The organism is Aeribacillus sp. FSL K6-2848 (assembly GCF_038004325.1).
GTDB classification, from domain to species: domain Bacteria; phylum Bacillota; class Bacilli; order Bacillales; family Aeribacillaceae; genus Aeribacillus; species Aeribacillus composti.
Genome location: NZ_JBBOQQ010000001.1, coordinates 3,597,460 through 3,611,482 on the forward strand (window position 1 = coordinate 3,597,460; position 14,023 = coordinate 3,611,482).

Consider the following 14,023-nt stretch of genomic DNA (forward strand, 5'->3'; position numbering starts at 1 on the left):
TTACTCCATTATTTTTCTTATAAGAGCCAAAATTCCGCCGACCAACATAACAGCAAATCCGCTCAGAAATCCAATGGCTATCTGATTTACCCTTTCCTTTTTCTCTGCATGATCCGCAGTGCTTTGGCTAGCGGGAGAAGAATGCTGCGTAAAAAAATGTTGTGAAAATAATGTCTTTTTCGCATCGTAAAAGCTTGTTTTTGCATCGCTCGCCACCGAATCGGCAAAAATTTCTTCTTTTAGATGATTCACTGCATGATCCAGCTCTTTTTGTTTTTTCTGGACCGCAGCCCGAGTTTGTTTTTTAAACAAACCGGGCGCGATTTTTTCCAGTTCAGTTTCACTCTCACTTTGGGATTCTTGTGATTTTATGTCATCGCTGATACGGTCTACTTGTAAATCAAGCTTCCCACTGTGATCCAAATGTTCATCTGCCAACGAATGTGCAGAAAGCAAAGGCTGGACGCCTATAGCTGCAGCAACTAAAATACTAATTCGGATTAGCTGCTTCATCCCTTGCCTCCTTACTTTGTGTAAACCCATTTATCACAAATAAATGTCCGACAAGACTTAAAAATGCTGTCCCCACTAATATGGTGATGATCAATGGATCGTACTTTGTATCGTCAACAAAACCTAATAGCAGCTTCTCAATATATTGCAGTGGCGACAATTCTTGCAATGTAGATGCTAAAGACTGTTTGTCGAAATTCAGCCCAAGAGTTTCTGTCAACAATACATAAAGGCTTAACATGCCAAGAAGTAAAAACATCCCGATCATTTTAAGCTGTCTTAGCAAATAAGCTCCTGCCAGCACCATGGTGAACATAATCAGGGAGATCAGGCCAATCCATTGAAAATATTTTTCTTGTGGAATATCGATAAAAGAACCTGACAGCAAACCGATGATGATTCCTTCGATAACGCCAATTCCTGCTGTCACCCATGTGATCGGAGTATTTTTCCAAACCAATGTTCTGTTTTCTGAGAAATCATCCTTTATCAATCTTTTTCTTTCAGACGTTGCAATGACGTATGCAGAAAATAAAGCCAAAATAAAACAGATTAACACCAAATAATAAGGGATAAAAGTATCTTTAACTACTTTCACTTCGCTGTTTTTTGTCTGCACCGGATTTGATAGAAAATTCAACAAGTTTTCATTTGGACGGTCGCCTATACGGCTGTTGGCTAACACTTGTCCAAAGTTATCAGCAAACTCTTGATCCTTCAGCAGCTTATTAGTCAAATCATTTGAAAGCTTTTGAGCCTTTTTCACTAATGTGTCGCCGCTGTTTACAATATTGTCAGCCTGTTTATCAATCGCATCAAAAGTTTTATAGACGCTGTCTGTTGAAATCAATACATTTTCAGATTGATCTGCCAAGGATTGGCTTGTAGCCAGCAATGTTTGAAGTTGATCGTCTAAGGACAGAACAGCGCTTTGTTCTTTATTTTGACCGGCTTGTATCTCACTATTTGCGTTTTGCAGCTTCAAACTGGCTTCCCGCCATGCTTCCAACCGCTGTAATGTATTGGTAATGCGATGATTCAATTCTTCTGCTTGTATCGTCGCTTGTTGGACTAATAAAGCCATTTCGTCAGAATGATTTTGAGTTTTCTGAACTAGCTGCTTATAACCTGCTATCTTATTTTTAAGGTCTTCCGTTTCAGCTCTGACATCCTCAGTTATTTTCCCGGCCATATAGTCGGATATGGCTTCTACAATATCTTGTTTATGGAACAGGTAATAAAGAGAATCCTCTGCAGCCATATCCCCCAAGCTACGTTGTTCCAATCCATTGGCTAAATCGGAAATACTTTTCCCAAAATATAATTCATATAACATCGCTGTTTTTTGATAATCTCTGATACTTTCATTAAGGCTTTTCATGAAAGTATTAGCCGGATCACTTATCAGCTGAGACATTACTTTATGATAGATAACATTGTTAATATCTTCTCTTTCAACAGGAGGTTCATTTGTATTCTCATCATTTGAATCGTCCTGTGTCGATTCGGAATTACTGTTTTCATTCATATTTAGAGCTTCAGGATCAGGCTGTTGCTCTTCTGGCGGCAATGGATCAGATGGATCAGACGGCTCTGGCGCCTCTGTATTTTTATGCTTTTGAATAATCTTCCATTCCCATGCAACAGGCTGAAATAAATCAATTTTCGCATTTTCGTCCTTCAAGCTTATTTTTATGTTGACTGTAATATTTCCTTTTTCAGTGACAGGAAGATCAAATGTAACGTTGTTCTGATCTCCATCCACTTTAAAAACATTTGTTTGCCCATTAGGAAGAGTCAATGTCACTTCATGAATACGAAAAAGTTCAGGAACTGCCGCATTTATATTTTGACTCTCAATATTTCCGCCTAGAATAGCTGCATTGTCCGACAAAATGATGCCTGATTCCGTTAAATCCTTTTTCACTTTGTTTATTAAATTTGCTAAAGGAAGCCCCGTACCGTTGGATGGTTGTGGCTGATATTGAAATTCCCGATTAAATTGGTTTGTCACCTTGATAACCATTTTGATATCGCTCTTCACCGACTCATCGATGTTTAAATCATCAATTTCTTCCCGTTTTAACGTTTGAAGTTTATCAATTTGGCTTTTAATCGTTTTTTGGACAATTTTATCGGGAGTATCAAATATTTGATTTAACGAAACGTAACTGTTTCCGACACCATCTTTCATTTGTTTTGCCAGTTTTTTCGCAATATTTTCCTCTGTTTCATTTTCTAGCTTTTTCGTTAATTCTTGCTCATAGCTGTCTATTGTTTCCAATGTTGATTTTAACGACATCTTCAGCGCTTCAGACTTCAAGAAAATATTTTGGTCCTCCATGGAATTGAAATGGAACTGATTATAAATTGCTTGATTGGTTTCAACCAGTCGGTTAATATTTTGCTGAACGTCTGCAGCGTTTAGACTGCTGTCGAATGCTGTTAGCTGATCTGCAAAACCTTTTGCCAAAGTTTCATGAGCATTCTTCATTTGTTGGAAATCTAAAAAATTTGTTTGATAAGCATTTGTTGCTTTTGCCCCTTCAACAAAGGAGCTCTGGTAATTTTGCAAGATATCCTCCAGACCTTTGAAAGCATCGGTTGATACCTTTGTTTGATCCTTTACTGTCGCAAACTGATTAGTGAAACCAGATAATGGTTGATGAATATCATGATTATATATATTGGTATGATTCCGTTCCTTCCTGACAAGTTCAGCAACATTGTCTTGGGCCTTTTGTAAGTTTCCTATTACACTAGCGAAGTAAACATCAATAATTCGACGATTAAAATCCTCTAAAATTGAACTAGCCGTTTTTTCCGCCCGGGCTTTCATGCTGCTGTTGCCCGATGCATTAATCTTATAGTTTAAAGTGATTTTCTCCGGATTTTTATCATTCATTGATAGTGCTTTTTCTGTAAAATCATTTGGAATGATAATAATCATGTTGTACAAATTGTTTTTAAAGCCGCTTTCAGCAACACCACGGCTGACAATATACCAATCATGTTCATTATCTTTTTCAATACTTTTCACAAATTCATTGCCAAATGCGTATTTTTTGCCATTAAAGGTGCCGCCTTGATCTTCATTTACTAAAGCAACAGTCATTTTTTGCTCATCATCATTTGTACTTTTCGATACTTGGTTTAATGCTAAGTAGGAACTTCCTGAGGAAAGCATGAGCACCAGTCCAAGAAACAAGAAAGAATTGAGCACAAATTTCTTCATTCCATTCACCCCCTTTTATGTGAATGACATACAGATATGTTGGGATGAAAACCAAACATGACAAACATCCTCAAAGGCACTGCCTTCTTGCCAACGCCTCATTTTTCCTTGCACATCCATTCCGAAAATATTTATGTATTAAGAAAAAAGCCACACAACATCGTCGCGTGGCTTTTTTGACAACACGGAAGTCGTCCAACCATCTAAGCCTGGTATTAGACATGAAGTCAACGCGGATTGATTATTGAAGCCCAAAATTGCGTGATAGCTGCTCATCATGTTGAGCTACTGCTTCCGCTGTTCTATTCAATTGCGTATTAATATCATGCATAAGCTGGGCAAAGTTTTGCACCTTCGGTTTTAGTTGATTAAATTGATCATCAAATCCTTGGAAAGCACGGCCTTCCCACTCAGCACGAAGTTCATTTTGTAAATTTGTTAAATCTCTTAAAATTTGCTCAATTTGCAAACCAGCTTGCCCATAACGCTGAGCCTTCGTTTTTAGCTCCTCTGGGGTCATTCGAATTTGTCCTGCCAAAATATCCATCTCCTTCAAAATAGTTTTGTGGCATTCGTTTCTTTAAATAATATCGAATGCTTAATAAATATTTTCCTATAAATGTATTTATCAATAGTTGGAAAAACAGTCAAACGCCCGATGAAAGATGTCAAATTTCACACAGTACTTTTTGCCCAAAATTATCTCGAACCTATGATTTTTTCTAAAAACAATTGATGGCATACAATTCCATTTAACCAGTAATTCGGAATTCTAAAATTGGTTATTTGTGGTTTTTATGTTACATTTTATGGTGCATATAACTTATTTTTTGTAAAAAAATCTAGGTAATGGAAATTGTTTATATTGCGCTTTCATAATTGAGGATTTTTTGTTAGGAGGATGCCGATTGTAGTTAAAAATGCTGTCTTTTTTTGAAATTTTGATAACCCTAAGGACCTGTTCTTTGATGCAAACGCGGAAAAGTATGCTTACAACAGTTAATCCCGTATAACATCTAATACCCTTGCCTATATTGGCAAGAAAAAAGGAAGCAATTACCTCTAAATAAGACAATTACTTCCGGGATTTTTCTTCATTTCTACTTTTTTTGGACTAGACCATTGCAAGGAGAGGCTATCAATTTTTTGTATCTTCACTTGGCATTCTCTTTTTAGTTATATTTTTTTCTTACAACAGCAAAACATATACTCCCCATTCCAAGTAAAATAATGCCAATCAGTAGGAAATTAAATTGATTGGTAGCTGTATTTGGCAATTTTTTACCTTCTAGTTCCTTCTTTTCTTCTGCTAACTGTTCAGATTTTGTTGGTTGTCCGATTTTTTCTTCCGGCTGTTCAGGTTCTGCTGGTTGCTCAGGATCTTCTCCCGGCTGTTCAGGTTCTGCTGGTTGCTCAGGATTTCCTCCCGGCTGTTCAGGCTCTGCTAACAATTCGGCTGTGATAAGCGCAAAATATACAGAGTAAGCAGCAGTTTCCCCATTATTTGAAATCTCTATAGTATACGGTATGGATGGATCAATATCTTTAAAAATATGTGAAGAATCAGCTGCTATTTCCTCACCCGTTTCTTGATTTTGTAAGCTAACTTCGACATTAGCTTTCGGAATGATTTGTAAGCTTAATTGACCATTTTCATCAACAATTAAATGGCTTTTTTCAACAAAATTCGCAAAATCCGCTCCAAAATCTGCTAAACTGAGAACATATGTGCCTGCATCATAGTGTTTCGTTTTTAGAATATTTGTTACTGCTTCTTTCAATGCTTGCGTAGCAGATAAAATTTCCACTCTTGTTGCGGCTAATTTGTTACTAACCTTCTCAGCTTCATTAAGTGACGTTTGAAAAGTATTCACATGCTCCCCATCAGCTTCCAATTTACTTGGATCGATTTTCTTTGCAAGTTCAACGAAATCTTTTAAGTCTTCTTGGATATTGACATTAAAGTTTAAATATACTTCTTTTTCCACACCATCCGTATTATATTTCACATAAGAAATGCCTTTCCAAACATCGTCTCCAGCATCCTTGTGCCTAATGTTTATTTGATAAATATTAGTATCATTTTTCGCTTCTACAAAATACACTTTAGACATAGCACTTGAAAAACCGCCATTTGCAGTATCTGCGGCTTTATAAATTTGTAAAGTTTCTTTTGGTAAATGAACAGGAATATTAGCAACAGTTTGATATGTTCCAAATTGCTTTAATACTGCTGTTGTTTCTTCGCCGAAATCACCTGCATGCTCGGACAGTTCTGCATCATCACCAATAGAGTTTAAAACTCTAAATCTTAAAGGCTCTATCTTAAAGAATTGATCCCTCTTTACAGAATCCATTGCAAATTTTAGACTTTCTATTGCTGCATCAACCTCTGTTTGTGTAGCATTTGGATTATTATAAACGTTTTCAGCGTTGGCAAGCCTTCTTTGAATTTCGGGGACAGCATAGCCATGTTCTCCTTCAGAATAAACATATGGAATCAAAGTCCCTCTAGGATGCACTGTATTAAAGAGGTGTCTTGCCTCCTCAAGCACTTTTTCCAATTCAGATTTATCCGTTTCAACATCAATCGGTAGAGTACTTGTATCTAATTGTAATTGAACATTGTACCAATTATCATATATGCCACCAGGCATACCAGGGACATTTTCCATATGCACATGCATTAAAATATCTAAAGCTTTTGTTACATCCTCCATTTTATAACGAATCACATAATTCCCATTATCTTTTCGTTCTGGCTGAACTTGCTGATACCCATCCATACCAGATATGTTATCACCTGAAATAACAGCCTTTGGCTTACCTGGCAGTCGATAACCAATATAAGGTAAATAATCTTTGTTTACTGCTGTAATTTCATGCTCAAATATTATCGTATCATCTTCTATAATCAATCTTCCTGAATTAGCAACATACAAATAACCATGAGCTGCTGATGTTTCCGCAGTTCCATCTTTTAAATAACGATAATCAACTCCTTCATATGTTCCATTTACTAATCCTGCCCCTTCCGCATGAACATTATGAAATATTGGAAGGATAGGTGATAAAGTCAACAGGAATATTGCAATACCTATCCATAATAACCTACTTTTCCTCTTCAAGCTGATCTCTCCCTAATCACAAAATTTTTCCAATGGAGAGTGAATGGAAAAACCCCGCCACTCTCCAAATATTCTGAAAATATCAAAGCCATTGAATAAATAGAGGAATATATCCACTATGCGGACCAGCGTTTACATATAATTGAACAGCTAAATTTACATCGAAATCATAGACGTCAAAAGTAAATTGAACATTTCCATCCGCATCAACTGTCCGATTGGCGGAAACATAATCACTGCCATCCCATACTAATAAATCACCAATATAACTAGCATCCTTCAATGTAATAGTTGCAGAATTACCATCGATAACGGCATCACCAACAATAAACGAACTCGCGTGACTAGAATAATTCCCATTAGAATCTAAAAACTGATAATTTAATGTTGCGGCAGATACAGATACAGCAATCGCTATGGATAGCAATAATACACTTATGAACATCGCAACAGTTCTTTTATAGCTTAGATTAGTTTGAATCATTCTCTACCATTCTCCTTCATTTCTTGGTATTACATCCATTCTCATAAACCCTGCCATTACTTATTAAATCAATTGCGTTTACTTACTCCTCCCTCCTCGTATACTAAGTTTCAGAAAGTTTTTTTATCGAATTTCCAGTCCGATACGCTCCTTGACAATCGCATATCTTGGGTGGTTGCCTTTGTGGGAGGGGCGCGCCCCTCCCACAAAGGGTTCAGCGTACCGGGGTTGGACTTTTCGCAATGTTCCTGGATAATGGTCTTAGGATCATCGGGGATACTCTTCTCACTCCTGTAGCTTCGACTACTTGTAAAGTCTGTCTCCCCGGCTCCTGTTTGGACGTCTAACCCGCAGGCTGTTCCCGTTGGTTTTCCCCATGCTGGAAGGAGCAGCTTCCAGGGCAGCCCATGGTCCAACGTGAGTTCTCATATGCGAGGGTGACTGGTCAACAGGCGCGATCCGGGGGCATCCCGAAGAGTCCAACCCCTCGATCCTACAACAATAGGAGGTGATCTCATGAAACTCTACGTCGGGATCGACGTGAGCTCACGCGACTTAGCCACCTGCATTATGGATCATGAAGGAAATACGTGCGCACGCTTCAAAGTGGATAATCATCTTCTGGGCGCCACCTTCCTTCGGGATCAAATCCTCCTGTGGGCTAACAAGCGAAAGCCAACCGAAATTCTGATCGGGATGGAAGCCACCTCGGTCTACAGTTGGCATCCAGCTATGTTTTTCCACCAGCAGGAGGCCTTGCAGGCTTGGAACGTCAAGGTGTTTACGATCAATCCAAAGCTCATTCGCAAGTTTAAAGAAGCCTATGTCGACTTGGAGAAAACGGATGACATCGATGCTTGGATCATTGCGGATCGGCTTCGCTTCGGCCGTCTGAAGATGACGGCTGTCCTCAAGGAGCAGTTTCTCGCGCTTCAGCGACTGACACGCATGCGATATCATCTCGTCCACCAGTTAACCCGTGAGAAACAGTATTTTCTCCAGCACTTGTTTTACAAATGCAGTTCCTTTACCCAAGAGGTGGACAGTTCGATCTTCGGACATGCCATTCTCGAACTGCTGCTTGAGTCGTGGAGCCTCGATGACATCTGCCAAATGGATGTCAAGCAGTTGGCCGACTTCCTGCGCCAAAAAGGGCGCAATCGCTTTGCCGATCCGGAATGCATCGCCAAGTCGATTCAAAAGGCGGCCCGTTCGTCGTATCGGTTGTCCAAGTGTGTCGAGGATTCCATCGACTTGCTGTTAGGGCTGTCGATTCAATCAATCCGCAGCCTGCAATCGCAGCTCAAAGAGCTCGATAAAGCCATTACCCGCCATCTTGAAGGCATTCCGAACACACTGCAAACCATCCCAGGCATCGGACCGGTTTATACCGCAGGCATCCTGGCCGAAATCGGGCAAATCGAGCGGTTTCACAACCAGGCCGCCTTGGCAAAATATGCCGGCTTGACATGGTCCAAGCACCAATCGGGCCGTTTTCAAGCCGAGGACACCTCCCTCATTCGTTCCGGCAATCGCTATCTCCGTTACTACCTAGTGGAGGCTGCCAACTCGGTGCAACGGCATGATGCGACGTTTCGTGCGTACTACCGGAAGAAGTATGAGGAAGTGCCCAAACACCAACATAAACGAGCCCTCGTCCTCACCGCTAGAAAACTCGTGCGTGTGATCGATGCGCTGCTACGCAACGGTCAAATCTACACGCCAAGAAAGGGGGAAGATCGATAAGAGGATCGATCTGGTATACCAATATCAACCTTTAGACCCAGTTTATTACATGTACCAATACTGGGTTTCTTCAGTATTGCCTTTTTTCGGATCATCGGACAAGGGAATTTCCAATTTCTATGATTTTTCACCTTGACATATTACCGCAGGACTTTATGTTTTTATATGCCAGGGCATTTAATGGAAACGATAATCATTCTCAATATATGGCGTAAAAAAACACCATTGATTATGATTTCGTTTCAATAATGATAATCATTATCAATGGTGCGCGAAAAAAAATGCCCTGCATAATGAGTGGCATCTTGATGTAGTAAATAAAATGTTTGCCTATCAAGTATAGTTTTACCATTTACATGTATAATTGTCAACTTTTTTTGTATTGGTATGTCAACACTAAACTAGACAATTTTTTTGAGGTGTTTCTCTTTGTACTCCACCGGGCTTAAATACCCAAGTGTTCCATTACACTTTAAAAACCCTGAGATCCATTGTATGCAAGGATTTCAGGGTTTTTCAATTCTTCTGATGATACATAAAATCATGTATTATTTTGGGAGCGATGTCTTTTTGGATAGATTTTTTCAAAACCTTACTTTTATGCTGTTGTCTTTTGGAAAGTGAAGAAACACTTCCTGCCTTCATCCTTTGATCTTTTCGTATTCTTCCAAAGCGTTTGAATATAGGCTTTCTTTTGAGAAAACAAGATTCGACTGCCGGCAAAACCCGATAAACTTGACAAAATTTTTGCGGACTGCCTCCTTTAATTTTTCCGCTGGTATTGTAAATGTATCCGCCGGTCCTTGTTTTCTCTTTTGTAATGTAATTACATAATTGCCGGCTTCTTTTTTGATTATGGCATTCCCATCGGCATTATCAAGGAAGCATATTTCAAATTCTTTATCTTCTTCCTCTCTTAAAATTCTTGCCAAATCCAGCCACGTTGTTAACAAACATTCGGTTTCCGTTCTTTCCTCCGTGAAAACAGGCTTTCCATCATAACTTAAAAATATATAGCCTGCCAGGTAATCCAAGTTATTCTCTTCCAATATTTTCTTGGCGGCAATCCCGGCCAGAGGGTCATCAATCGACAAAAATTTAGTCTTTTTTACCGTATAATATTCCTCAAGTTCATGGCTGTAATTATATACGAAAGTTTTTATCATAACGTCATTTTCAATCATACCTGTTCTCCTCATTTTCTCGGAAATGCTGTAGATACATAGCCATTAGAATTTATTCTTACTTCATATGTTACTCCCCTTATTTTTTTGTAACATTTACTCCTCGTTTTTTCTTAAGTGCAGAACTTATTTTTGATTTATTAGAATTTATAACATTTGCTACTATATTTTTAATATCATTAACTGTAAAATCCGGATCAAAAAAGTCTTTATTCTTTTTTCCAGTCCAATATCTTGGATGGTGATTCTTCAGGATATGTTCCATCTTGGCTTTTGTAAAAATTACTTTTTTTCCACCACCAACGTTATAAGAAACGTTCCTAAATGTTTTCACTGCGTTTTTTGCTGCACTGCTTGACTTTTTCAGGAAAGTCTTTTTTCCAATTTGTAAAACGGTTTTACTACCTATTTTTTTAATAGTATATCTTAAAACAGCACCTCCGAGTAAGTAAACAAAATACGGCACAGCAGAAGCCTGTAATTAGTAGTGTTATATTCGTATTGTTCACCTGTCTTTAGATCGGTGAATATTGCAATAAAAGAATCCCTTCAGACTCAAGAACACTCACATTGAATTTATTTTCTTGAAAAACCCCATCTTCTTCCGCTTCACTTGAAATTTATATTTTTTCAAACTGTACTTGAGCAAATTTACTAACATAAATTTACAAATAAACATAAAAAGAGACATGAACCGATTCCTTGGTTAGAATAGATGTGCTATCAAACTACCCAAACAAGGAGGTTCATGTCTCTCGTATAGATACGATTAGCACATCATCAAGAAATTTACAATACATGATTTTCTCTCGGATTAAAACGTTATTATTCCAAGTCTGTGATGAACCATCTCGTCCACCTCATAGATGGAATGCTCACAAAAGGATGTTCTGGTACTCTGACGGATCTCCATCAGTTGAGTTACCATCCGAAACACCGAACGACGTTTGAGTCATTTCCGATACCCACCTCGTGACCGTGGGAGGCGAAACGTATCGAATGTATCGCTACGAAGGGGCATTGAACGACATTCCAAATGCGGTGGTATTTTTTTGTTGGAAAACCGATCAACCGATGACGAGCGAGCATTTGCGTTGTTTTTTAAGTACAGACACAAAAACTGAGCGATTAGGCTATTCTTGAATACTATGCGAAACGCTGGTCGATCGAAAGCTACTTTCGGCAAACGAAAGAAACATTAGGTTTCGATCGATATCGAATCCGACATGAGCGAGCCATTAAACGATTTTGGGCCATCGTACAATTTACGTATATCTATTGCATGACAGAACATTCAAGTGATTTTTCAACCGGTCTTGCGAGTGTGAGATCGAGAAAAATTCACAATCTCATTGAGTTTATTTATTACGAAGCCCAACGAGGAATGCTACTAGATTCCATTAAAAAAACCAGTTACGAGTGGCATAAGGGGATCTTTGTTTGCTTTTTGAAGATAATAATAAGTGTATCAGAGCAACTCCTACTGGACGAGATTTTTGCATTCGTCCCTTTTTTCATATTCGAACAGTAGCGTTGCATAAAAAAATTTAATGTTTGTCAAGCTCAATAAAAATTCCAGTTATTTCATGTAACTGAATATTCAGACATACAATCTTTCTAAGCAAGCTTAAAAGGACAATGACGTCTTAATCGGCAGTCCATTTCCACAATTTGGTAATATATTACAGAAACATTGGATCATAAACTAAATCGTCTAGGTGTTCCACCTCCCCTTCTTCAAATTGGTACACGATGGTTTCAAAATCTTTTTCCCAATCGTATTTTTTCCGACCGTTGGACGTTCGAATTGGCTTTTTAAAAAGGGAGCGAACAAAACAGTCAAAACCTTTAAAAAGCAGATTCTGTAAAGTTCGCTTGATCTCTAATAAAGGACCATCGTGATTCACTTTTAATTGGAGCATGGCCTGTAAGCAATAGGTGATTAGGGCGATCCAAATTTGATTGTAAACGGCATTTTGACTTTTTCCATAAAATCTTTTTATCTTAAGGTGCTGTTTCATCCATTTAAAGAAGGTCTCTATCTTCCAGCGATATCGGTATAAATCTGCAATCTCTTCCGCAGAAAGATCAAAGCAATTGGTTATGATGATCACGGGATTCCCTTCGCTGTCGACCGTTTCGATCAATCGGAGAGGATGAGTCATTTTGGTATGATTACGGTCATTTCCTAAAATGACAATCTGATCCCTATAAATCAAACGTTCTGGATTGGGAATCCGTTCCGATAAAACTTCAATCTCTGCGTTCTTTTTAAGCCGGGTAATGAATCGCACCCCTTCTCGGCATAAGCGGTCGAACTGTTTGTAATCGACATACCCTCGATCAAACAAGTAAATCGCATTTGGATCGATTTCAATGAGTTCGTCCATCTGTGTGCGATCGGCATGTTTCGCGGGTAAGATAATCCCTTGATCCGGAACAGTGATATCCTTCGTTACAACAACCTTTAAATGGAGTCGAACACCAGCCTTTGTCTTACGAAAAGTTGCCCATGGATATTGGCTCAAACTCATGCTCATCGTGGTAGAATCAATGACCAGAAGACGACCAATGTTTCGGATGATCGGGGCATTTTTCATTTGCCCTTGGATCTTTAAGACCAGATATTTAAATACTTTTTCAAACAGTTGAGGGGATAATTGGCCTAATTTGCGAGAAAGTTGCGAAGTACTAATTGCATCAAATTCCAGATATGTCTGCAACTCTTCCTTGTCTTTCAAATGTTTGGCCAATTTTGTTAAGCTTTCCAATTCGTTTAACTGAGCGATGATACAAAGTTGTAAAAACTTATACGCCGTTAATTTTTTAATGTATTTGTCAACGTCAATCACATTAATTAGTTTTGAAAAAGTTATTGGATCGATCTCTTTAAATAGTTCATTTATTGTGGATTCTGTGGTATTCTTATCCATAATGGTTTCTCCTTATTCTTAGGATTTGGATAGGACTGCCAATCCTAATTATAAGGAGTTTTTTTATATCCAAAAAGATGAAATTTAACATAAAATTGGGCTTGACAAATTAAAATTAACTTAATGCAATGCTACTGATATTCGAAGAAAGAAGTTTAAACTGAGAAACAGGCGCCAAAAACAAAAGAAACATTAGAACTATCAAAAAAGAGGGGGGAAAACTTTGTCAATTCGTGAAGGAAATAAGCGAACAAATTAAGAAATCGCCCGAAAAGACGACAAGGCAATATTTTGTCGGCCAATTATCACGCCCGCAAACACTTCCATATATAGAAGGCGACAAACTGGAAATCGGAATCACTTCATACGGTGATTTTAAGGGTGAATTGCCGCATTACCACACGCAATCTTATGAATATCAATACATTATCAGCGGAAAAACGGAATATTTCGATGTGGAAACAGGAGAACTGTACACCTTTCAAAAAGGCGATTTCTATGTAACTCCCCCAGGCATTAAATATGCTCAACGGTCACAACCCGGCACAGTTATTTTTTTATTAAAGCGCCCCCGGGGAATGATAAAGTGAATGTGGAACCGACGGCTGAAATCGGGAATTGGCTTAATCAAAAAACAAAATAAAGCAAAAACCGGATCCTTATTGTCAGCCGATCCTTCAGACCCGGCCGGTAAAGCCGTTTTTCCGCTTTTCTCCCGAATACCGTCGATACCGATGAAGCAAATTTCATTTACACAAGTCAATACCGAATGCATGTATTCGGTATTGACGATAAACAAT

12 protein-coding genes are annotated in these 14,023 nt (G+C 38.5%); 4 read left to right on the forward strand and 8 right to left on the reverse strand.

Annotated elements, in window-relative coordinates; genetic code table 11:
* From essA to NSS70_RS17440, 5 genes are all read right to left on the reverse strand, one after another.
* Entirely contained in the window at nt 1–513 is a 513-nt protein-coding gene (gene essA / locus NSS70_RS17420; RefSeq protein WP_066249501.1) for a type VII secretion protein EssA, read from the reverse strand.
* Nucleotides 491–3,748, reverse strand: coding sequence for a type VII secretion protein EsaA (gene esaA / locus NSS70_RS17425; RefSeq protein ID WP_327848423.1), 3,258 nt, complete (start codon nt 3,746–3,748; stop codon nt 491–493). The genes essA and esaA overlap by 23 nt, the downstream gene beginning before the upstream one ends.
* A gap of 241 nt (nt 3,749–3,989) precedes the next feature.
* Nucleotides 3,990–4,286: a WXG100 family type VII secretion target gene (locus NSS70_RS17430; RefSeq protein WP_340882059.1), complete on the reverse strand. Its 297-nt coding sequence runs from the start codon at nt 4,284–4,286 to the stop codon at nt 3,990–3,992.
* A 634-nt stretch (nt 4,287–4,920) separates the two neighbouring features.
* On the reverse strand, nt 4,921–6,876 hold the full coding sequence (locus NSS70_RS17435) for an NEAT domain-containing protein (RefSeq protein WP_340882061.1): 1,956 nt from the start codon (nt 6,874–6,876) through the stop codon (nt 4,921–4,923).
* An 82-nt stretch (nt 6,877–6,958) separates the two neighbouring features.
* On the reverse strand, nt 6,959–7,360 hold the full coding sequence (locus tag NSS70_RS17440) for a hypothetical protein (protein ID WP_066247764.1): 402 nt from the start codon (nt 7,358–7,360) through the stop codon (nt 6,959–6,961).
* 516 nt (nt 7,361–7,876) lie between these two features.
* On the opposite strand from NSS70_RS17440, the gene NSS70_RS17445 reads away from it, so the two are divergent.
* A complete protein-coding gene (locus tag NSS70_RS17445) occupies nt 7,877–9,106 on the forward strand; it encodes an IS110 family transposase (protein ID WP_027725928.1) in 1,230 nt (409 codons plus the stop codon).
* Nucleotides 9,107–9,747: 641 nt separating this feature from the next.
* On the opposite strand, the gene NSS70_RS17450 is transcribed toward NSS70_RS17445, so the two are convergent.
* Entirely contained in the window at nt 9,748–10,290 is a 543-nt protein-coding gene (locus NSS70_RS17450) for a hypothetical protein (RefSeq protein WP_130158894.1), read from the reverse strand.
* 79 nt (nt 10,291–10,369) lie between these two features.
* Complete coding sequence (locus tag NSS70_RS17455; RefSeq protein ID WP_339193347.1) at nt 10,370–10,756, reverse strand: hypothetical protein; 387 nt, start codon at nt 10,754–10,756, stop codon at nt 10,370–10,372.
* Between the two features lie 533 nt (nt 10,757–11,289).
* On the opposite strand from NSS70_RS17455, the gene NSS70_RS20925 reads away from it, so the two are divergent.
* The gene (locus tag NSS70_RS20925; RefSeq protein ID WP_445206390.1) at nt 11,290–11,433 is read left to right on the forward strand and encodes a hypothetical protein; all 144 of its coding nucleotides are present in this window, start codon (nt 11,290–11,292) and stop codon (nt 11,431–11,433) included.
* 22 nt (nt 11,434–11,455) lie between these two features.
* Entirely contained in the window at nt 11,456–11,821 is a 366-nt protein-coding gene (locus NSS70_RS20930) for a hypothetical protein (RefSeq protein WP_445290603.1), read from the forward strand.
* A 151-nt stretch (nt 11,822–11,972) separates the two neighbouring features.
* On the opposite strand, the gene NSS70_RS17465 is transcribed toward NSS70_RS20930, so the two are convergent.
* Nucleotides 11,973–13,223, reverse strand: a complete 1,251-nt coding sequence (locus NSS70_RS17465) for an IS4 family transposase (RefSeq protein ID WP_340882063.1) — start codon at nt 13,221–13,223, stop codon at nt 11,973–11,975.
* 233 nt (nt 13,224–13,456) lie between these two features.
* Between NSS70_RS17465 and NSS70_RS17470 the strand changes: the two genes are divergently transcribed.
* On the forward strand, nt 13,457–13,813 hold the full coding sequence (locus NSS70_RS17470; protein WP_340882065.1) for a cupin domain-containing protein: 357 nt from the start codon (nt 13,457–13,459) through the stop codon (nt 13,811–13,813).
* The last annotated feature ends 210 nt before the right edge of the window (nt 13,814–14,023 follow it).

Bases quoted from the DNA above. Each gene is read 5' to 3' on its own strand.
- NSS70_RS20925 (WP_445206390.1), top strand. From the start codon at position 11,290: ATGTATCGCTACGAAGGGGCATTGAACGACATTCCAAATGCGGTGGTA.
- essA (WP_066249501.1), bottom strand. From the start codon at position 513: ATGAAGCAGCTAATCCGAATTAGTATTTTAGTTGCTGCAGCTATAGGC.
- esaA (WP_327848423.1), bottom strand. From the start codon at position 3,748: ATGAAGAAATTTGTGCTCAATTCTTTCTTGTTTCTTGGACTGGTGCTC.
- NSS70_RS17440 (WP_066247764.1), bottom strand. From the start codon at position 7,360: ATGATTCAAACTAATCTAAGCTATAAAAGAACTGTTGCGATGTTCATA.
- NSS70_RS17465 (WP_340882063.1), bottom strand. From the start codon at position 13,223: ATGGATAAGAATACCACAGAATCCACAATAAATGAACTATTTAAAGAG.
- NSS70_RS17445 (WP_027725928.1), top strand. From the start codon at position 7,877: ATGAAACTCTACGTCGGGATCGACGTGAGCTCACGCGACTTAGCCACC.
- NSS70_RS17450 (WP_130158894.1), bottom strand. From the start codon at position 10,290: ATGATTGAAAATGACGTTATGATAAAAACTTTCGTATATAATTACAGC.